The sequence below is a fragment of the Nocardia sp. TBRC8007 genome, assembly GCF_056629435.1.
On record NZ_JBWSOR010000002.1, the window covers coordinates 1 to 22,286 of the forward strand.

A 22,286-nucleotide genomic window follows, 5' to 3' on the forward strand; every position below is an offset into this window, starting at 1 on the left:
ATCGATCACTCTCATCTTTGTCTCTACGCCTTTCTCGAGCCCGCTGTGGTTACTGGATACCTCACCTCGAACACTACTCCTTGTGGGTGATGCGTCTGTGGAGCACAACAGCTTGTGTCGTTGGGGGTGTGTGTTTGTATGAAGAAGAGTGTCGGTCCGCACCGCGCGGCCCTCTATTGTGCGTTACATCCGCATCAGCGACCGCATCGGTCTCGATATCCACAGAAGCTATGCTGAGAGTTCGCTATAAGCCCATCGTGCTTCAGGGCAGCGCGCTGGCAATGCCGGGCGCGGGCGCGGACACTCGGTATCGTCGGCTACGAAACCGTTGTCGGACCTACCGGTCGGTCGATTCTCCGTCGCGGAGTGGCGGCGGCAGTGTCGGAACTCACGCGGCACGGTCACCGATGCGGCGACGTCTTTCCGGCGTATCCGAGCAGGGTCGGCCAGGTGCGCGGCTCTGTCGTGCCGCCAGGTGCCCGCGAGTTCGGAAGGGAGTGGGTGTCGTGACCGATCCGATGAATAACCGCCCAGCGCTCAGCAATATGGCGATCTTCGCGGGCGTGCTCATTCTCGTCGCCGGTGTTCTGCACCTGTTGACGGCCATTGCGGCGATCGCGGGACGGGAGGTCTTCGTGGTGTCCGAGGAGCAGGTATTCCTGGTCGATGTCACCGCGTGGGGATGGATCCATCTCTCGATCGGGGTGCTCGTAATGATCGCGGGTGTCGGGGTGGTGACCGGCAAGCCATGGGGTTATCTCGTGGGTATCGCGCTGGCGGCGGTCAGCATTCTGGACAACTTCTTGTTCGTATCGATCTACCCGCTGTGGGCATTGGTACTCATCGCCATCGACGTGCTGGCGATCTGGGCTCTGGCCAAGCAGCTCGCGCCCGAATAGTCGGCACCGAACTCTTCGACGGCTCCTGAGATGGTTTCAGCGTCTGCTGGCCCGGCGGTAGCCAATGGCCGCGGGCACGGCGAAGAGGATCGTCACGCCGAGCGACCAGGCGAGGACGAGGGTGAGCGGCCGGGTCAGCGGCCCACCGCAGGAGAGGGCGCGCATAGTGTCGACCGCCACTGACATCGGCTGGTTGCGGACCACCGGCTGAATCCACTGTGGGAAGGCGCGCAGAGGCACGAAGCCGGTGCTGAAGAACATCATCAGCGAGGTCAGGATGGTGATCCCCTCGACCAAGGTCGCTTTTGCCGTGTAGACGGCCACAGCCGTGACGATAGTGGCGAAGGCCAGGCCGAAGAGCACCGGAATGAGCAGGAATATGATCGTCGCCAGAGGGGACTGGTGGAAGCGGAACCCGAGCAGATAGCCGACCAGGACAATCGTGAGGGTGCTCACGACGATGCGGCAGCCTTCGGCCAGGATGCGGGAAACGAGGCCGGAGGCGCGGTGTACTGGCAGTACCCAGAAGCGGGCGAGCAGACCTGCGTCGCGCTCACGACCGAGCAGAACGCCACCGGCTACCGCGCCGGACAGTGCGCCGACCAGAGCGACCATCGGTACCGAGCCATACAGCGGGCTCTCGCCGGTGAATTTCTCGATCTGCCCGCCGATCACGGTGTTCAGCATGAACAACAGCAGACAGGGAATGACCAGCGTCTCGGTCAGCGTGACCGGATTGCGTGTCCAGCGCACCAGTAGCCGTTGTGTCTGGATCAGGGTGTGTGGCACCAGCGCTGACATCGACACCTCTGCGCTGGTGCGCAGGTCCTCCTGGCGTTCGGCGGGTAGCACCATTACGCCCTCCGCGAGCTCAGCCGGACCGACAGCGGAACGCAGACCGCCAGAATGGCGAGTGCCCAGGCCAGTGGCGGACCTAGCAGTGACCAAGTCACCTGGCCCGCACTAGGTATGGTGTCGCCGGCGAATGCCCGCAAGGCGACTGCCCACTGTGAGACCGGTTGATTGCGTACGAAGGGCTGCACCCACTGTGGGAACTGATCCGCCGGCGCGATTCCGGTCGACAACATGCCGAAGATCAGCGGTGGCAGCACCAGCGCTTGGGCGGTCGACTCCGGGCTGCGTGATGCCGTTCCTATCACATCTGCGCCCAGAATCAGTGCGAGCCCGATCAGCATCGACAACAGCAGGAAGCCAATGGTATGCACGGTGCCGAGATAGTAGCGAAATCCGATGACGTAGCCGCAGATCAGCGCGGTGATCAGCGCGATGACCAAACGGAAGACACTACCGGACAGGCGTGCCGCCACTGGGACCAGCGGTGGGATCGGCATCGCCCCGAAGCGCTGGTTGAGTCCGGCGACCGAGTCGGTGGCAGCTCGAAAAGCTGCCGAGACGGCGGTGAACGCGGTGGCCTGCAGGATCACCAGCGGCATCATGAACTGTGCATAGCTGCTGAATCCGGTGCCGATGACGGTCATGATCGTTTTCAACGGGAGGTAGAAGCTGGCGGTGAACGCCGCTGGCGCCAGCACTGAGGTGAGTACCTCGCCGGTTCGTATGGAAGGCACGACCAATCGGGTGGTCAGCACCCACCACTGCTGTGGCCGCATCGGTGTCGCGCGGGTCGGGCTGAGCCATGTCGTGGTCGTCATGGTACGGTCTCCCGCTTCGCATGGCCGACGGTGTCCTTGCGGTTCCTGGTGTCGGGCACGGTTGCCAGATGCCCGGTCAACTGGAGGAAAACATCGTCGAGTGAGGGTCTGCGCAGCGCGATGTCCACTAGTTCGATGCTTGCGCTGTCGAGTCGGCGTAGCGCTTCGGCGAGGGTTTTTGCCCCGTTCGGTGCCGGAACGGCGATCCGATCGGAATCGGCGGTGAGCGCGGCTCTGTTTTCCTGCGGCAGCAGCGACCCCAACGCCGCGGCGATGGCGGGCAGGTCCTTCAGATCCAGCGGCACCACCTCGCAGTAACTGCCTCCGGTGCGTGACTTCAGTTCGTCGGCCGTCCCTTGGGCGATCACCATACCGTGGTCGATGACGATGATCCGATCGCTGAGCGCGTCTGCCTCCTCCAGGTATTGGGTGGTGAGCAGGGTGGTGATGCCCACTTCTTTGAAGCCGGATACCAGATCCCACACGCCTTGTCTGCTGCGTGGATCCAGTCCGGTGGTGGGTTCGTCCAGGAACACTACGTCGGGTCGGACGACGAGCCCGCAGGCGATATCGATACGCCTGCGCATACCGCCGGAATAGGTGCCGACCCGGCGTCCGGCGGCCCGTTCGAGATCGAATTCTTCGAGCAGTTCACCTGCGCGGGTGCGGGCGGCGTGCTTGCGCAGGCCCATCAACCTGCCGAACATGACGAGATTTTCGTAGCCGCTGAGCATGTCATCGAGTGCGGCGTATTGTCCGGTCAGCATGATGCTGCGGCGCACCGCCGCAGCATCGGTGACCACATCGTGCCCGGCGACCAGCGCTCGGCCTCGATCCGGTCGGATCAGTGTCGAAAGGATATTCACCGTGGTGGTCTTGCCCGCGCCGTTCGGACCGAGGATGCCGAGCACTTCGCCCGGTTCGGCCGTGAAATCGACCCCGCGCAATGCCGTGACGGCGCCGAAGGATTTTTCGACCCCCTCGACGGCGACTCCCTGATCGAAGTTCATCCTCGACCTCCATGATGTGTGTCGCCCAGATGTGCATCCAGCACACGCGCGATGATCGGCAGTGCGTGCGGTGCGGTCATTTCGTCGTGGGTGACCTCGATATCGTGGTTGACGATCGCGCCGGTCACATACGGTCGCCATCCATCGGGACCGAAGATATCGGAGGTGTCGACGGTCGCGCTGAAATACACGATGTCGCCGTCGAATACCGGGCGGCGATAGCCGGTTCTGGTCCGTGCGGCGGCATTGTACGATCCAGCCATTCGCTCCAGAGTGCCTGCATCGATGAGTGAGATGCCACCGAGTCGTTCGCGGATCAGATCCGCTGCTTGTTGCGCGGTTGCTGTGACGGGAAGATCGGGTATGCCGAAGACCGAGCCGAACGTGTGGACGAACGAGCCCGCGGTGAGCCGCTCGATGCTGTCGCCATCGATATCGGCCGTATCGGCGTCGAGTAGTGCGACCGTACCGAGCGCGGCGCCCTCGGCTTTCAGTTTCGTGGCTATCGCATGGGCGATGAGTCCACCGAAAGACCAGCCGAGTAGGTGGTAGGGACCGCTGGGCTGCAAGGCGCGGATTTCGCGGATGTAGCGGTCGGCGAATTCTTCGATCGAGCGTGGCGGTGTTTCATGCCCGCAGAGGTCCGGCGCTTGCAGGCCGTAGATCGGTCTGCCTGGTGTCAGCGCATCGGCCAATCCGAGATAGGTCCAGGATATTCCGGACGACGGGTGGATACAGAAAAGGGCGGGTTCGCTGCCGCCGCGTCGGATTGGCAGGACCACATCGACTCCGAGCCCGCCTGCTGCCGGGATAGTCGCCGTCGAGGTGGCTGCGGCTTCTTCCTCGGCAGCGATGTGCGCCGCAGCGGTATGCGCGTAGCGGGCCGCGGCGTGCAATGTGTCGAGCCACAGCTCGGTCAGTTCGGTGATCTCGTTGTGGGTGAGCAGGGTCGAGGGATAGCCGATGCTGACCTGTAGTCGGCCGGCGAGTGCAACGGCGTTCACGTCGAGGGCTGCTTGGAGGGGGACATCGAGGTGTTCGGTGATGTGCAGATTCCCCAGATCGGTGGTGGGCAGCCAGCCCATGCCTTCGAGGCCGGCCGGGATGTCGCTGGTGGAGTACCTGCCGAGGTAGTTGAAACCGATTTGTCCGGGCAGGCGGCGAGGAAGGCGCTCAGCGGTGTCGTGGTTGAGGTAGCGCAGCAGGCCGAACCCGATGCCCTTGTCCGGCACAGCGAGCAGCTGATGCTTCACTGTCCGGATCGCTGTGCCCAGGGCTGGGCCACCGGCGATCGCATCGCCGATATCGACTTCGGCCAAGTGCAGTCGCACCGGGTAGACGCTGGTGAACCAGCCGATGGTGCGGGAAAGATCAGCGCCTGGCACTATTTCCGTTTGGCGGCCGTGGCCTTCCATCCGCAGCAGCACCTCCGGCTCGGTATCACGCCAGCGCACCAGTGCCAGGGCCAGGGTGGCCAGCAGGGTGTCGTTGACGCTGCCGCGGAACAGACCGGGCAGAGTGGTCAGCAGCGCGGTGGTGACGTCGGTGGGAACATCGCGTTCGACCATGTGGAGTGTGTCGGTCCGATCGATCATTGGATCGAGTTCTCGGCTGCCGATCAGTGGATCGGGTCCGGTGAGTACGTCGTGCCAGTACGCCAGTTCAGCGCTGCGGTGCGCGGAGCGTGCCTCGTCGATCAGTGCGTAGGCCCAGCGTCGCATCGAAGTGCCGGTTTCGGCGAGTACTGGTGTGGTGTCTGTCGAGACCTGGGCCCAAGCGGCGATCAGGTCGGGTATCAGGATGCGCCAAGACACGCTGTCGATCACCAAGTGGTGTGCGATCACGATCAATCGCCCCTCGGTGGTGCGTACCCCCGCGTCGTGCACAGGATCCAGCCAGATGAACTGCAGAACAATGCCGTTGGCCGGATCGAGCCGATCGGCCGCGGCGTCCAGTTCGGTCATGGCGAATTCGGATAGTTCGATCGGGTCGATGGTGTCGAATTCGACGCGGTGCACAAGTGGGTCCACCTCGATCGAGCCGGGCGGGCCGACGAGCAGATGTGGGCCGGTATCGAGGTCGTCGACCAGCCGTGCGCGGAGCATGTCGTGCCGATCGATGACCGCGGTGAGGACTGCGATGAGCTGAGTACGATCGATCCCTGTCGGTAGACTCAACGCCACGGACTGGGTGAAGCGCTTGTAGTCGCCACCTCGTTCGAGCATGTAGTGCACGATCGGCGGCAACGGTAATTCGCCGACACCGCCGCCGGGTAGTTCGACCAGCGCCACCGCGGTGCCTGTGGTGTCGATTACCGCGGCCAGCGCCGCTACAGTGCGGTGTTCGAATACCTGCAGCGGGGTGCAGGTGATGCCGTGCTGCTTGGCTCGTGATACGAGCTGGATCGCCAGGATGCTGTCGCCGCCGAGCGCGAAAAACGAATCATCCGCCCCCACCTGGTCTACGGCGAGCAGTTCGCCGATGATCGTGGCCAGTTGTTGTTCGGTCGGGGTGGATGGGGGCCGGTACTCGGTGTGTTCGGCGGTGAATCGCGGGATGGGTAACGCCCCCCGATCGAGTTTGCCTACCGCGTTGAGCGGGATCTCCTCCAGCACGATGAACGCCGCGGGAACCATATAGCCGGGCAAAATGCCTGCGGCGAACGCACGAACCTCCGCTATCTCCAGTTCGGTTCCCTGGGTGCGCACGAGATAGGCGACCAGTGCGGTCGCTCCGGTAGGGCCGGGTAAGCCGAGTGTCACCGCGAAGTCCACGCCTTCGGCGCGGCCGAGCACCGCGTCGACCTCGCCGAGCTCGATGCGCTGGCCGCGTACTTTGACCTGGAAATCGGTGCGGCCCAGATACTCCAGTTCCAGTTCTGCTTCTTCCGGTCCAGTTCTGCCGCGTATCCAGCGCACCAGGTCGCCGGTGCGGTACATGCGATCCCCCTCGACACCGAACGGATTGGCAGGGAAGCGGGTGGCGGTCAGGCCCGCGCGGGCGTGATAGCCGCGCGCCAGCGCGGGACCGGCCAGGTACAGTTCACCCGCGACACCGACTGGGACCGGGTGCAGCCGGTCGTCGAGGACCAGCACAGCCGCACCCGGTATCGGTGTGCCGATGGACACCGGGCCGCCGAGTACCAAGGGTGCCGAACTTGTGGCCCAAATGGTGAACTCGGTCGGGCCGTACAGATTGACCATCCGGCGTCCACCGGCCCAGCGTTGCACCAGTTCAGCGCCGAGGGCCTCACCGGCTACTGCGAGCATCCGGACACCAGTCACCTCGGCTGGATCGAGGGTGGACAGCGCGGAGGGGGTGATGATCATATGTGTGACCTGCTCGACATCGATCAGCTCGGCGAGCGGACTGCCGCCGAAGATCTCCGGCGGTACGACTACCGCCGCGGCACCGGAGCCGAAGGCCATGAGCGCTTCGAACACCGAGGCGTCGAAACTCGGTGAGGCCAGCTGCAATACCCGGCAATGTTCAGTCAAATCGAGCAAAAGATGTTGCGCGGCAACTAGATCAGCGACACCACGATGGGAGACTGTGACACCTTTCGGGGTGCCGGTGGAGCCGGAGGTGTAGATTATCCATGCTGGATTGTCCGGTCGGATAGAGCTGGTCAGGTCATGCTCGGTCACTGGGTGGCTACTCACGGCGCCCCACTGTTCGACCATGACAGGATCGTCGAGCGACAACCAGGTCGCGCTGTCGGGCAGTTTCGTCCGGAACATGGTGCGGGTCAGGCCCAGCTGCGCCCCGGAATCGGTCAGTAGGTGGTCGATGCGATCGATCGGATGGGTCGGATCGACCGGTAGGAACGCCGCACCCACCTTCGCGACCGCCCATATCCCGATCAGCAGTTCTGCCGAGCGCGCAAGGCCCAGCGCTACTACGGTTTCCGGACCGGCGCCGGATTCGAGCAGGATCCGAGCCAGTCGGTTGGCATGCGCGTCGAGTTCCCGGTAGGTCGTAGTGTCCCCGCCCACGACGAGCGCGGGCCGATCCGGATACTGTCGCACAGTCTCGGTCAGCAGGCGTGGCAGTGTCGTCACCGTGACAGCCGAGGGAGCGTGTACCGGCACCAACGTCGAATGCTCAGCGGCGTCGAGGATATCGATATCGCCGATACATACGTCGGGCCGCGCGAGAACGGTCTCGAGTACGCGCTGCCACCGGACCGCGAACGATGCCACCGTCGTCTCGTCGAACAGATCCGTCGCGTAGGCCAGTACGGCATCGATACCGGCGGGACCACACGTATCGAAGTGCTCGCGCAGCTCCAGGGAAAGATCGAACTGAGTGGCGTTGCGCTCGAAATCCTGCACTTCGAAACGCAGACCGGGCAACTCCAGCACCGGTTCGACGAAATTCTGTAGTGACAGCGACACCTGGAACAGTGGATGATGCGCGGTCGAACGGGCGGGGTCGAGCACCTGGACCAGACGTTCGAACGGGACATCAGCGTTGGCGAAGGCATCGAGATCCGTGGACCGGACGATGTCGAGGAAGGCAGCGAAGCTGTTTCTCGGATCGACCGGGGTACGCAGTGTCAAGGTGTTGACGAACATGCCGACGAGCTGGTCGAGTGCCTCCTCGACACGGCCTGCGATCGGGGTGCCGATCAGGACGTCGCCGGTGCCGCCGAGCCGGGCCAGCAGCACCGCGAGTGCGGCGTGCGTCACCATGAATAGACTGACATTGTGTGTGGCGGCGAATTCTACCAGCGCACCGTGTATCTCGGCATCGACGGTGAAACCGAAGTTGGCGCTGTGCATGGTCTGCACTGCGGGACGGGGCCGATCCGCGGGTAACTCCAGCACATCGGGCGTACCGGCCAGAGTTTCACACCAGAACCTGATCTGTTCTGCCGCAGCCGATTCCGGATCATCTTCGTCGCCGAGCACCTCGCGATGCCAGAGCGCGAAATCGGCGTATTGCACCGGCAGCGGAGCGCGATCGACTGTTTCGCCACTCGACTGTTGTGCATATGCGGCGGCCAGATCGGCGGCAAGCGGCGCCATTGATGCGCCGTCGGCGCTGATGTGGTGCACTACCAGTACGACAACGTGTACCAGCGATGCGGTGTCCGTTCCCGCTTCTGGGATCGCCACTCGGCTCGGTGAGATCGGTTCGGCGGGGTGGGATGCTCCATCGGCATCGTGGATCCGGAACAGTCCCACCCGCAGGGGTGGTTGCATGGCGAGGTCGAACCCGGCATCGACCAGCTCGGCGATTCGTGCACGCAGTTGCGCACCGTCCGCAGTGCCGACAACCGGCACAGCTGGGACCACCACATCGGCGTCGACTACTACCTGGCGAGGACCCTCCGTGTCCGCGGGATAGAGAGTGCGCAGGCTCTCGTGCCGATCGACCACATCGGTGAAAGCGGCGCGCAGGGCCGCGATATCCAGGGCGCCGGTGAGCCGCAGTGCCACCGCGATGTGGTAGGCGGATGAGGCCGGGTCCATCCGGTTGAGCACCCACATCCGGTGCTGCGCGGGCGATAACGGCACACGGTCCGGGCGAATCCGCGGGGCGAGGACGAAGCGTCCCGGCTCCGCGCCGGTAGTGGGAACCACCCGGGCGGATAGCTGGGCCACGGTCGGAGCGTCGAACAGATCACGCAACGCTACGCGCGCGCCGAGCGCCGCATTCACCCGTGCCACGACTTTGGTCGCGCTCAGCGAGTTGCCGCCGAGCTCGAAGAACGATTGGTCGGCGCTGACCTGTGCCCGGCCGAGTACCTCGCCGAAAATCTCGGCTACCGCTTCTTCGACCAATGTGCGCGGTGCCAGGTAGGGATGATGCGTCTGAGTGAAATCTGGCACCGGAAGGGCGTTGCGATCCAATTTGCCGACTGGAGTGAGTGGAATCGAGTCGAGCACAATGAGGTACCCGGGCACCATATATCCGGGTAGCTCGGCGGCTACACGCGCGCGCAGTCGCTCGACATCCAACCGCGCTCCCTCGACGGGCAAGACGTAGGACACCAGCTCGGTAGTCCCGGCAGGCCCGGTGCGTCCGATGGTCACCGCGTACTCGATCTCACTGTCACGGGAGAGTGCCGCATCGATTTCGCCGAGCTCGATGCGCACGCCGCGGATCTTGACCTGGAAGTCGCTGCGGCCCAGGTACTCCAGCACGTATCCGTTCGCGTGTCCGGTCACCCAGCGCACCGTGTCCCCAGTACGGTACATGCGCCCGCCTGGAGTGCCGAAGGGATCTGCGACGAACCGGCTCGCGGTCATCGCGAACCGGTTGAAGTAGCCGCGCGCAAGCGCGGGACCCGACAAGTACAGTTCACCGGGCACGCCTACCGGCACCGGGCGCAGCCAGGCGTCCAGCACCATGGTGGCCGCGCCGCGGATCGGTCCGCCGATTGTGATCGGCTCGCCGGGGACGAGTTCGCCCGGCCCGGTCGCCCAGATGCTGAACTCGGTAGGACCATACAGGTTCACCATGTGCCTGCCCGGTGACCAGCGTTCGATCAATTCCGGGGTTGCCGCCTCGCCCGCGACCGCGAGTACGCGCAGCTGATCCAGTTCGGTGGGTTCCATGGTGGCCAGTGCCGAGGGGGTGATCACCGCGTGGGTGATTCGCTGTGTACGCAGCAGCCGTTCCAGTTCCGCACCGCCGTAGACGTCTGGTGGAGCCACCACCAGCTTGCCGCCCGCACCATGTGCGGTCAACAGCTCGAACACCGAGGCGTCGAAGCTGGGTGAGGCTACTTGCAGGGCGCGGGCGGTGTGATCGAGATCAAGCGATTCCCTTTGCGCAGCAATGAGATTAGCTATTCCCCTGTGGCTGAGCAGCACGGCTTTCGGTTTACCGGTAGAGCCGGAGGTATAGATCAGATAGGCCGTCTGGTCGAGGTCGATGGGCCCGCCACGTTCTGCGTCGGTGATCGGTGCGTCCGAGACGGTCATCACCCGGCGAATGGTGTTGAGGTCGTCGAGTAACAGCCAGTCGACAGTGCCGGGCATGGTCTCCCCGGTCGCGGTGACCGTTACGCCGATCGGTGCCCTGGCGTCGCTGAGCATATGTTCGATGCGCTCCACCGGATAACTCGGGTCAAGGGGAGCGAACGCGGCTCCGGTCTTGGCCAGTGCCCAGACCGCGACCACCGATTCCAGCGAGCGGGTGAGTGCGAGCACGACGAATATCTCTCGTCCGACCCCTCGGCGTAGCAGTACTCGCGCGAAGCGATTGGACCATGCGTCGAGTTCGCCGTAAGACATGGTGAGCTCACCAGAGGCGACCGCGATCGCGTCGCGGTTCAGCTGTGCGGCCGAGGTGAGCAGCTCGGGTAGGGGGGCGGGCGGTACCGGCTGTGGGCCGCGTACCGTACACAGCGCGGTGCGTTCGGCGTCGTCACAGTACTGCAGCTGGGCGACCAGCGCGTGCGGGTTGCCGGTGAGCTGAGTGAGTAGCCGGACGAAGCGATCGAGCAACGGTTGCGCCGCCGAGGTCGGGAGCAGGTCGGTCAGGTATTTCAGCGTGATCCGCAACGTGTCGTGACCGTCGGGGCCGCGCAGTGGAATCACCATGAGGTTCAACGGATACGGCGTCGCGTCGGTGCCCGATACCTCGAGTACCCGCATCCCCGCGATGTCCAGCGCCTGCGACAGCGCCGCACGGTCGATCGGGTAGGACTCGAATACCGTGAGTGTGTCGAATAATTCAGGAAGGCCGACCGCCTGGTGGATGGTGGCCAGGCCGATATGCTGGTGGTCCAGCAGCCGCGCCTGCTCGGACTGCAGGCGGGCGAGCAAGTCGATTACTTTCTCCGCCGGTTCCAGTCGTACCCGTACCGGCAGGGTATTGATGAACAGGCCGACCATCTCCTCGACCCCAGCCAGCTCCGGTGGCCTGCCCGAGACGGTGCCGCCGAACACTACGTCGGTGCGACCGGTGAGTACAGCGAGCAGCATTGCCCACGCGGCCTGTACCACGGTATTCACCGTAGCGCCGGCTTCCCCTCCCACCTTTTCCAGCTGAGCCACCGCGGCGCGAGTGAGGTCGGTGGAGAGCATGCCGGTGTCGGTTGATTCGATCCCGGCGAGAGTGGGCACCGCGCGGGTCGGGGTGTCCACTCCCGCCAGTGCGCTGGTCCATGCCGTGAGCGACGCGGTGTGGTCTCTGTGATGCAGCCAGGCCAGGAATTCGCGATAGGAGCGTGCCGGTGGTAGCGCGGTGGTGTCGCCGTTGATGGTGTAGAGGGTGAGCAATTCCCGCACGAGCAGCGGGGTAGACCAGCCATCCAGCACCAGATGATGGTTGGTCAGGACGAAACGGTACGTGTCGGAGGTGATCCGGATGAGCATGCAGCGCAGCAGCGGGGGGCGGGTGAGCTGGAACCGGGTACGCGCATCCACGGCGATCAACCGATCGACCTCGCGGGTGCGCTCGTCCTCGTCGATACTGCCGGTGGATCCGGCGAGACCAGTGAGGTCGACCTCCTGCCATTCGATATCGGCGTCATCCAGAACGAGCTGACGTGGGCCGTCCGGAGTCTCGACGAAGGCGACACGCAGATTCTCATGCCGGACTACCAGAGCCTGTGCGGCGCGCCGCAGCCGAGCCGAGTCGACCGTTCCTGCCAGGGTGAGCAATGACTGCACGGTGTAGCCATCGGAAGTGTCGGCGTCGTAGCGTGCGTGGAAGAACAGGCCGTATTGCAGTGGCGCGAGCGGCCATACGTCGATGAGATTCGGGTAGTCCTGTTCCCAGAGGTCGATCTGGTTCTGGGTGACGGCGACCATATCGAAGTCCGAGGGTGTGTGACCGCCCGCACCGGCGGATTCTGCGTGTTCGGCGAGGGCGGTGAGAGCTCGCGTCCAGAGCGCGGCGAGTTCGCCGATGTCTGCCGCGCTGAGCAAACGGGAGGCGTAGGACCAGGTCACTTCCAGGCCGGCGGCAGTGCGGACCGCGTTGATATCGACAACCGCGGCCAGCGGCGCGTGCTGGTCCTGAGTAGCGGTGAACCGGAGCGGCAACCACGGTTGTGCGTCGCCGCCGGTGGTCGCGGAGCCGAGGTAGTTGAAGCTGATCTGCGGGCTGGGTGCTCGAGCGAGTGCTGCCGCACTGTCGGGGACCAGGTAGCGCAGCATGCCGAACCCGACGCCTTTGTCCGGTAGCGCCCGGAGTTGCTCCTTGGTGGTTTTGATCGCGGCGCCCGCAGCGGCGCCGCCTGCGAACGCATCCGCCAGATCGATGCCGGTCAGATCCACTGCGACGGGGTAGACGCTGGTGAACCAGCCCACTGTGCGTGCGATGTCGGCGCCCGGCAGGATGGTTTCCGTCCGACCGTGGCCTTCCAGAGTGAACAGTGTCGAGGCACGCCCGCGCCATCGGGTTACCGCGAGCACGAGCCCGGTGAGCAGCACATCATCGGCGCCGCAGTGGAAACGATCCGGTGCGGTGGCGAGCACGGTCTGCGTGATCGACTGCGGAAGGATGGTCCGCAGGTGGTTCATGGTGGCGACTACGTCGAGAGTGGGATCTATCGGCGCCGAGCCGAGCGGGGGATCGGGCACGGCGAGCGTACGCTGCCACAGCGGCAGTTCCGTGATCCGGGTGGCGGCGTGTTCGCGCTGTCCATGCGCCCAGCGCCGGAACGAGGTGCCGACCGGAGCGAGCGCACCGCCTTGTGCGGCGGTGGCCAGATCGGGGAGCAGGATACGCCAGGAGACGCCATCGGTAACGAGGTGGTGCAATACCAGCCATAGCAGCGGCGGTGCGTCCGCCCGTTCGATCCACACCGCGCGCGCGACTGCGCCGGAGCTCGGGTCGAGCCGATCGGCGGCGCGCTGTAACTCGCGTTCGCAGACCTGCTCGATATCCGCCGCCGCAGTCACGGTCGCCAAGAGATCCGTGGCCCGCACCGAACCGGTTTCGCCGACCACCCAGCCCCAGCCATCGCCGACCCGGTGCAGTGTCGAGCGCAGCAGATCGTGTCGGTCGAGTAGTGCCTGGAGTGCGGTGACCAGCTGTGCGCGCTCGATTCCCTCGGGCAATTCGATCAGTACGGCCTGGGCGAACCGCCACCAGGTCCGGCCCTGCTCCAGCATTGCCCGCACGATCGGCGTGAGTTCCACTTCGCCGACCCCGCCGCCGGGAAATTCTGCCACCACCTCGGTTCGCACTTCGGTGGCGATCGCGGCGAGCGCCGCCACAGTCTTGCGCTCGAAGACATCTCGTGCGCTGAATCCGAGGCCTGCGGCCTTCGCCCGTGACACCAGCTGGATCGAGATGATGCTGTCGCCGCCGAGCGCGAAGAAACTTTCGTCGACGCCCACCGAAGCCAGGCCGAGCACTTCGGTGAACAGTGCGGCGAGCGTCCGTTCCTGTGGCGTGGACGGTGGTCTGCTGGTGCTGGTGCGTGTGCCGAACTCCGGTGTGGGCAGCGCCTTGCGGTCCACCTTGCCCAGTGGGGTCAACGGGAGACTGTCGAGCACCATGACCACTGTGGGGACCAGGTATGCGGGAAGGGATGCTCCGGCTGCGGCTTGTAGCGCCTCAGGGAGGATTTCCGCCGTCGGCTTCGGAAGCACATATGAGACCAAGGCCGTTGCGCCGGTACCGGTGTCGACACCGAGGGTGAGCGCGAAGTCGACGTCAGGATGCCGTTGCAACACGGCGTCGATCTCGCCGAGTTCGATACGGAAGCCGCGCACCTTGATCTGGAAGTCGCTGCGGCCGTGGTATTCCAGGTCGATCCGGCCCTCGTGCTCGATCCAGCGGACCAGGTCGCCGGTACGATACATACGTTCGCCCGGTGCGTAGGGGTTGGCGAGGAACCGAGCGGCGGTGAGCCCAGTGCGTCGGTGATAGCCACGAGCCAAACCAGGACCGGCGAGATAAAGCTCACCGGTGCTACCTGGGGGCAGTGGCCGTAGCCACGGGTCGAGGATCACGGCCGATACCTCGGGGGTGAGACCGCCGATGGTGACCGGTGCATCGGGTGTCAGCGGGGTGCTCAGGGTGACGGTAATGGTGGTCTCGGTAGGGCCGTAGCCGTTGAGCAGAGTACGATCGGACCACTTCGTGACCAGCTCGGGCGGGCAAGCGTCGCCGCCTACGACCACGGTGCGCAACTCGGGCAGTGCCGCTGGATCCAGCGATCCCACGACGGCCGGAGTGACATTGAGGTGCGTCACATGGTGAGTTCGCAGCACATGTGACAGTTCTTCGCCCGCGTAGGCCGATGGTGGCACAACAGCCAAGGTCGCTCCGGCTGTGAACGCGACCAGAATCTCCTCGACAGAAATATCGAAACTGGGCGATACAGCATGGGCGACAACCGAATTCGAGTCTACTCCGAATGCGGTTCTTGAACTCTCGGCTAAATTCGCCAGTCCGCGGTGCGAGACGAGCACGCCCTTGGGCAGTCCGGTGGAGCCGGAGGTATAGATGAGGTAAGCGGTCTGATCGGGATGAGGCGTGACGATCCGCTGGGCATCATCGAGTACGGCGGGGTTTTGTTCGGCGATCTCGGCCTCGATGGCCTCGTCATCGAGGATCGACCAGGCTATCCGGTCCGGCAATGATTTGCGCGCGGCCGTGATGGTGATTCCTGAGACGACCCCGCTGTCCCGTATCATGTGTTCGATCCGGTCGAACGGATAGGTCGGATCGATCGGTACGAAAGCCGCGCCGGTCTTGGTCACCGCGATCATTGCCAGCACTGACCGGATCGAGCGTGGAATCGAGATCGCCACGGCGCGCTCGGGTCCGGCGCCGGTAGCGATCAACACCCGAGCGAGGCGATTGGTGTAGGCGTCCACCTCGCGGTAGGTCAACTCGGTGGCACCCTCGATAAGGGCTCGCGCATGCGGGTCACGGGTCGCCCCGGTGGCGAGCAACGCGGACAGCGTCAGCGGTGTGCCGCCGGCAGCCCCGCGCGCAGGGGCGTAATCGGCGCGTTCGTCGTTCGAGAGCACCGAGATGGTCGCCAGCGGCGCATCCGTTCCTGCAGTGAGGAAACGGTGCAGGAAAGACAAGAATCGGTGGTGGTGCGCGGCCAGTTCGGTATCGGTGTAGAGATTGCGATTGGCCTGGAAGTCGATATGCATGCTTTCGCCACCGACGCCTGGATACAGGTTGACGAACAGGTCATCGATCAATCCTGCGGTCAGTACGTGCAGCCGCCCTGTGACCGGACCGAGCTGGATTCTGGTATCGGCCATCATCAGGTTTACCGAGGGCCCGAACGAGCCTGCTTCGTCCATCGGTAGGCCGAGGTCGCGGAAGATGTCTTCTTGACGATAGCGCTGCCTGCGTAGGGCCCCGGTCAGCTCGCTCCGGGCGGCTCGGATGGCTGCGCCGACCGTCGTACTGGGCGTCATCGGTAGCCGCAATGGGACAACATTGGCGACCATGCCGCCGGAGCGCCGCAAAGCGGCGGTAGTACGTGCCGAAACTGGAAGGCTCAGTATGGCTTCCGAGGTACCGGTCATCGCACAGAGATACGCGCCGAAGGCGGCGACCACAGTCGGCGCGACGCCGGAGCTCACCTGCTCGGCGACGGTGCCGAGCAGCCGGACGGTATCCTCGGACAGCGTCCCTGTGGCCCGTCTCGGATGCCCGCTCACCCCTGCGACACGGCCGGCCAGGCTCACCGGCTCGGCCATGCCGTCCAGATGCGCGAGCCAGTACTGCCGGTCGGTGCTGAACCGGTCCGAGCTGCGGTAAGCCATATCCGCCTCGACGATCGCGCGTAGTTCCGCTGTGTGCGCAGGCGTCGGTGTGCGGCCGGCCGAGGCAGCATTGTAGAGCTCGCTCGCGCGTTGCATCATGGTCAACGCGCCCATGCCATCGAGCACGATGTGGTGGATCCGCGAATACCAGAACCACCGGTCGGTATCGATGCGTAGCATGACGATGCGGACCAGCCGGTCGCGGGTCAGCTCGATCGGAGTCTCGTATTCCGCGCGCATCCATGCGTGCGCGGCGGCCTCCGGATCGGGTTCGGCACGTACATCGATGGTCTGCAGGCTGTCTTCGAGCGTGGGGTCGACGACTTGGAACGGATGGCCGTCCACCTCGATCAGGCGCAGATAGCCGGTACCGAATTCGCGTCCGGCTTGCCGCGACGATTGTGCGAGCAGCTCGAGATCGATCGGTCCGTTCAATTCGACATACTGGGCGATGGATATCGGGGTAGTACCGGCGATGTGCTGGGCGAACCAGATACCGCGCTGCGCCGCCGACAGGGCGAAGGCCCCTTCAGGGAGCACAGTGTGTGTCCCGGTGGCCGAAGGGAAAGGCTGTTGCATAACGTGTCCTACGTTGTGACCGCGCCGGGATACTCCAGGAGAGTGATCGTCCGTAGCTACCGCGGTGTAGCACCTGCCGCCGCATAGCAAGCGACAAGTTAATTCTGAACCGATGTGCTCGGCGCTGCGGGAATATGGCGCACACTGTGTGGCCCGAACCTCACGGTCCGGGCCACATGGACAGGAGTGTGTCCGGTCAGCGGGTTGTCAGCAGAAGATCCAGATCGGCCGGGCCGAGCGGGGCGTCGGAGCTGGTCAGATAATGCTGCAGTGTGGAGCGCTCGTCCAGCACCAACCAGGTGATCTCGGAACTCGGTCCGGGATGTGCGGCTTTGGTGGTGATCCCGAATGCGGTGCCGAAGGCGGCGCGGCCGGCTTCGATGAGCGGGACAGTACTGGCACCGATCTTGGCGGCGGCTCGTTCGGCTACGACCGACTCGATCGGTTGGTCGATCGCTACGGCGATTCGGGCGCCGGGGTAGGTACCCCGCCGCAGCAACAGCCGAGCGAGCCGATTGGACCAGCGATCCAGTTCGGTGCGAGTGAGTTCGCAGTCGGGGGTGGATACTACGGCAGCGTGCGGATCGATCTCGGCGGCGGGCCGCACCGGTGGCTGGGCGTAGCCGGTGTCGGCGAGCGCATCGGTCAGCGTGTGCATGTCGTGTCCTCGAATCTCGGTTCAAGAGGTATTCGGCGTACCTGTCAATCTCCTCTTCGAGGTGGACCCGCGACAGCGACCCAAGCGTTGAATCGTGCTCTCCTAGGGTGGGTGAGCCCGCACCCTAGGTGTATGCCCGGCTCTCAGTCGGTCACGTAGCCGTTGAGCGTATCGCGCAGATCGGTGAGCAGCGCATGAGCGGCGACGGGTCCGCCGCCGTGCCAGACGGCGTCCTCGACGGCGAACACCCGGTGATCGGTAGCGGCCCCGAGTTTCTTCCACGCACGGGTGCGCAGTACGGCCGCGCCATGCTTCTTGCCTTCGGGACCGGCGAAGATCACATAGATCACATCGCCCTCTGCTTTGGTGGCGAACTCGCTCGGGCGCACATCGAACGAAGCGCCACGCTGGGCGGGGGGCCGCTGCACGCCTGTCTCGCCGAGTACCTGGCCGGAGAAACTGTCACCACCTTGTACCCGGTTGGTGTCAGCGGTGAACCGGATGACCGATGCCTGGGTCTGGTTCGCCACCAGTAGGGCGCCGGTATCGCGTGCTTCGGTGCGAAAATTCCGCAGCGTGTTTTCCGCCGCACCGCGGCGCCCCAGAGCTGCTGCGAACGCCATGAACTCGGCCTGCCAGCTGGTGTTCTTACCGACCAGTACAGTTGGCGCGATAGCTTTTAATGCGGTGAAGCTCGCCGCTCCGGTCGGAACCTCACCGAGAATCAGGTCCGGGTTCAGCTCGGCTATCCGGGTCGGATCGGGCCGGGCCGCGGTTCCTATGCCGGGAACATCGAGTACACCGGTGCCGAGGTAGGCAGGCTGCCGTTTCGGCCCGCCCAGGGTAACCGTGCCGACGACCCGCTCCCACAGACCGAGCGCGCAGACCGCGTCCAGTGCGGAAGTGGTGAGCACTACGATGCGCTGCGGGTCGGCCGGCACCGCCGAGACTCCATACGCATGGGTGACCTTGCGCGTACTGCCTGCCGCCGGGTCGGGGGCGCTGGGCAGGGCGCAGGCTCGGCTGGTGTCGCGGTCGAGCCCGACTACGCCGGCGCCCGCGATGTTCGTCGTGGTCCGCACGATCGAAGCGGAGCTGTCCGCATCGCCGACGGTGCCGCCACATCCCGCCAGAATCAGCGCGACGCATACGGTAGCGAGCGCCAAGAGCCGTCGGCCAGCCCTGCCATGGTGGTCGCCTCGGGTACGAGCGGTGCGAATTCGAGTGCTTGCACGCGTTACTTCGCTCAGCATCACGTCGCTCACCGGCATGCGAGTGAGGGTACATGTACGCGCTGTTCGGCCGCGGGCGAGGACACCACAGTTCCACGGCCACGGGCAGAGCGGATACCACCAGGATGGACAATCGTCGCGCAGCGAGTCCGTCGGTGCGCGGATCAGTCTGCGAGCATCCGAATACGACAGAGAGTAGGACCCGTTCGGTCTTCCGTGACGACAAGGTTTACGATGCGAAGAGCGCAAGCGAACTGTCGTCTGTCCCGACATCAGGGACAGATGCGATCAGCGGAGCCTGCGGAGCGACCTAAAGGCACCTTTCAGGAGGATCAGTGACTGCCGTAGAGCCCCAGCCAGTCCCTCAATTGGAAGCGACTCGGCCGTATCCGGCTCGGACCGGGCCGAAGGGCTCGTTCATCTACAAGATGGTCACCACCACGGACCCCAAGGTTCTGGGGGTCATGTACCTGACCACGTCGATGGGCTTCTTCCTCATCGGTGGTCTCATGGCTCTGCTGATGCGTGGTGAGCTGGCGCGTCCCGGCCTGCAGTTCCTCTCTACCGAGCAGTTCAACCAGCTGTTCACCATGCACGGCACGATCATGCTCCTGTTCTACGCGACCGCGATCGTGTTCGGCTTCGCCAACATCATCCTCCCGCTGCAGATCGGCGCCCCCGATGTCGCCTTCCCGCGACTGAACGCGTTCAGCTACTGGCTGTACGCCTTCGGCGCCACCATGGCCACCGCGGGATTCATCACTCCAGGTGGCGCCGCTGATTTCGGTTGGACGGCGTACGTGCCGCTGACCGACATCCTGCATTCCCCCGGGGTCGGCACCGACCTGTGGATTCTCGGCCTGGCGGTCTCCGGTCTCGGTACCATCCTCGGTGGTGTGAACATGCTGACTACCGTTATCTGCCTCCGTGCGCCTGGTATGACGATGTTCCGGATGCCGATCTTCACCTGGAACATCGCGGTGACCAGCGTGCTGATCCTGATGGCTTTCCCAGTGTTGACCGCCGCGCTGTTCGCCTTGGCCTACGATCGTCACCTGGGTGCCCACATCTATGACCCCGCGACCGGTGGCATCCTGCTCTACCAGCATCTGTTCTGGTTCTTCGGCCACCCCGAGGTGTACATCATCGCGCTGCCGTTCTTCGGGATCGTCTCGGAGATCTTCCCGGTCTTCTCGCGTAAGCCGATCTTCGGCTACACCACTCTGGTCTACGCCACCCTCGGTATCGCGGCTCTGTCAGTCGCGGTGTGGGCGCACCACATGTACGCCACCGGTGCGGTGCTGCTGCCGTACTTCTCGCTGATGACCTTCCTCATCGCAGTTCCGACCGGCGTGAAATTCTTCAACTGGATCGGCACCATGTGGCGCGGTCATCTGACCTTCGAATCGCCGATGCTGTTTTCCGTCGGCTTCATCGTCACCTTCCTCTTCGGTGGCTTGTCCGGCGTCATTCTGGCCAGCCCGCCGCTGGACTTCCACGTCACTGACACCTACTTCGTCGTGGCGCACTTCCACTATGTGCTCTTCGGCACTATCGTGTTCGCCACCTTCGCGGGTATCTATTTCTGGTTCCCCAAGATCACCGGGCGGATGCTGGACGAGCGTCTGGCCAAGTGGCATTTCTGGACCACCTTCATCGGCTTCCACTCCACGTTCCTGGTGCAGCACTGGCTCGGTGCCGAAGGCATGCCGCGTCGCTACGCCGACTACCTGCCCAGCGACGGCTTCACCACGCTGAACACGATCTCGACGATCGGCGCCTTCGTGCTCGGCGCGTCCATGCTGCCGTTCCTGTGGAATGTCTTCAAGAGCTACCGTTACGGCGAGGTCGTCACTGTGGACGACCCGTGGGGCTACGGCAACTCCCTGGAATGGGTCACCACCTGCCCGCCGCCGCGGCACAATTTCTACGAGTTGCCGCGCATCCGTTCCGAGCGGCCCGCCTTCGAGCTGCATTACCCGCACATGGTCGAGCGCATGCGCGCAGAGGCCCACGTGGGCTGGGGTTCGGGCAAGCATGCCACTCAGGTCCACGAGACAGCCGCGATAACAAAGTAGGCGGCTACCGGACCTCGTCCGGCAGCGCCGTAGGATTCTCTGCGATGTGTGCACCCGCTGGTGACCAGCGGGTGCACACTCGTTTGGGGAGACAGCACGCACCGCGCACGTTGCGACAACGAGGTCCAGCACAGCGGTGGCGAACATCGAATATGGAGCGCATCAGTTGGCCGACACCACCGTTCTCGTCACTGTCACCGGACCGGATCGTCCCGGTGTGACGTCCGTGCTGCTCGCGGCTATGTCTCGGCACCGGGTGAGTCTGCTGGATGTGGAACAGGTTGTGATCCGAGGCAGGTTGACCCTCGGTGTCTTGGTTGCCTGTCCGAATGATCCGGAGGCTTTGCAGGATGAACTCGAAGAGGCAATGAATACCGTCGGTATGCACGTCGAGGTCGAAGTGGGCGCTGCGATCGGTAGGCAACCGATTTCCACGCACGCGGTGGTGATCCTAGGCGCCCCGGTTACCGCACGCGCGTTCAGTGCGGTATCGCGGCAGCTGGCCACTCTGGGCGCCAACATCGACACCATTCGTGGGATCGCCGACTATCCGGTGACCGGTATGGAGCTATTGGTCACAGCGACCGATCCCGGACCGGACACTGATTCCCGGTTGCGTACGGCTTTGGCCGAGGTCGCGGTACATGAGCAGGTGGACGTCGCAGTGGAGCGCGCCGGGTTGTCTCGCCGCGGTAAGCGTTTGATCGTGTTCGATGTCGACTCGACCTTGATCCAGGGTGAAGTGATCGAGATGCTCGCCGCGTACGCGGGAGTAGCGGACGAGGTCCAGCGGGTGACCGAAGCCGCCATGCGGGGGGAGATCGACTTCGCGGAATCGCTGCGGCAACGAGTGGCCACGTTGGCCGGGCTCGACGAGTCGGTGATCGAGGCGGTGTCCGAGCAGATCGAGTTGACGCCAGGCGCCCGCACCACTATCCGTACCCTGCGAAGGCTCGGCTTCCGCTGCGGTGTGGTGTCGGGCGGGTTCCGCCAGGTGATCGAACCGCTGGCACACGAACTGGAACTGGATTTCGTGCAGGCGAACACCTTGGAGATCGTCGAAGGCGAACTCACTGGCCGGGTCGTCGGCGAGATCGTCGATCGCGCGGCGAAGGCCACTGCGCTGCGCAAGTTCGCGGCGGAGGCCGGAGTGACGATGGGCCAGACCGTCGCAGTCGGTGATGGCGCCAACGACATAGATATGCTCAACGCCGCCGGGCTGGGTATCGCCTTCAACGCTAAGCCGGCGCTGCGTGAGGTCGCCGATGCCGCGCTCTCGCATCCCTATCTGGACGCGGTGTTGTTCATTCTCGGAGTTACCCGACACGAAGTGGAGGCCGCCGACGCCAAGGACGGCCTGCTGCGCCGTGTTCCGCTGGGGTGAGGCCAGGACGATCGAAACCGGCGCTGCTGCGGACAGCGGCGGACCGGTAGGCTCAGGGTGGTGTGC

General features: G+C 64.5%; 9 protein-coding genes. 3 read left to right on the forward strand and 6 right to left on the reverse strand.

Going from position 1 to position 22,286, the window contains the following annotated elements; all coding sequences use genetic code 11:
- Positions 1-506: 506 nt before the first annotated feature.
- A complete protein-coding gene (locus tag ACX4ZE_RS02675) occupies positions 507-899 on the forward strand; it encodes a DUF7144 family membrane protein (protein WP_480271667.1) in 393 nt (130 codons plus the stop codon).
- A gap of 36 nt (positions 900-935) precedes the next feature.
- Here the strand turns inward: ACX4ZE_RS02675 and ACX4ZE_RS02680 are convergent, their stop codons facing one another.
- The 6 genes from ACX4ZE_RS02680 to ACX4ZE_RS02705 all read right to left on the reverse strand — a co-directional run bounded on the left by ACX4ZE_RS02680 (position 936) and on the right by ACX4ZE_RS02705 (position 18,797).
- Positions 936-1,754 (reverse strand): ABC transporter permease, encoded by an 819-nt coding sequence (locus ACX4ZE_RS02680; protein WP_480271668.1) that lies wholly within the window; start codon positions 1,752-1,754, stop codon positions 936-938.
- Positions 1,754-2,572 (reverse strand): ABC-2 transporter permease, encoded by an 819-nt coding sequence (locus ACX4ZE_RS02685; protein ID WP_480271669.1) that lies wholly within the window; start codon positions 2,570-2,572, stop codon positions 1,754-1,756. The genes ACX4ZE_RS02680 and ACX4ZE_RS02685 overlap by 1 nt, the downstream gene beginning before the upstream one ends.
- Entirely contained in the window at positions 2,569-3,582 is a 1,014-nt protein-coding gene (locus ACX4ZE_RS02690) for an ATP-binding cassette domain-containing protein (protein ID WP_480271670.1), read from the reverse strand. The genes ACX4ZE_RS02685 and ACX4ZE_RS02690 overlap by 4 nt, the downstream gene beginning before the upstream one ends.
- Positions 3,579-16,868: an amino acid adenylation domain-containing protein gene (locus ACX4ZE_RS02695; RefSeq protein WP_480271671.1), complete on the reverse strand. Its 13,290-nt coding sequence runs from the start codon at positions 16,866-16,868 to the stop codon at positions 3,579-3,581. Before ACX4ZE_RS02695 ends, ACX4ZE_RS02690 begins: the two co-directional genes overlap by 4 nt.
- A 196-nt stretch (positions 16,869-17,064) precedes the next feature.
- Positions 17,065-17,526, reverse strand: coding sequence for an AMP-binding protein (locus ACX4ZE_RS02700; RefSeq protein ID WP_480271672.1), 462 nt, complete (start codon positions 17,524-17,526; stop codon positions 17,065-17,067).
- A 143-nt stretch (positions 17,527-17,669) separates the two neighbouring features.
- Positions 17,670-18,797, reverse strand: a complete 1,128-nt coding sequence (locus ACX4ZE_RS02705) for an ABC transporter substrate-binding protein (protein ID WP_480271673.1) — start codon at positions 18,795-18,797, stop codon at positions 17,670-17,672.
- A 296-nt stretch (positions 18,798-19,093) separates the two neighbouring features.
- On the opposite strand from ACX4ZE_RS02705, the gene ctaD reads away from it, so the two are divergent.
- Positions 19,094-20,836 (forward strand): aa3-type cytochrome oxidase subunit I, encoded by a 1,743-nt coding sequence (ctaD, locus tag ACX4ZE_RS02710; RefSeq protein WP_480271674.1) that lies wholly within the window; start codon positions 19,094-19,096, stop codon positions 20,834-20,836.
- A 166-nt stretch (positions 20,837-21,002) separates the two neighbouring features.
- The gene (gene serB, locus ACX4ZE_RS02715; RefSeq protein WP_480271934.1) at positions 21,003-22,220 is read left to right on the forward strand and encodes a phosphoserine phosphatase SerB; all 1,218 of its coding nucleotides are present in this window, start codon (positions 21,003-21,005) and stop codon (positions 22,218-22,220) included.
- Positions 22,221-22,286: the final 66 nt, after the last annotated feature.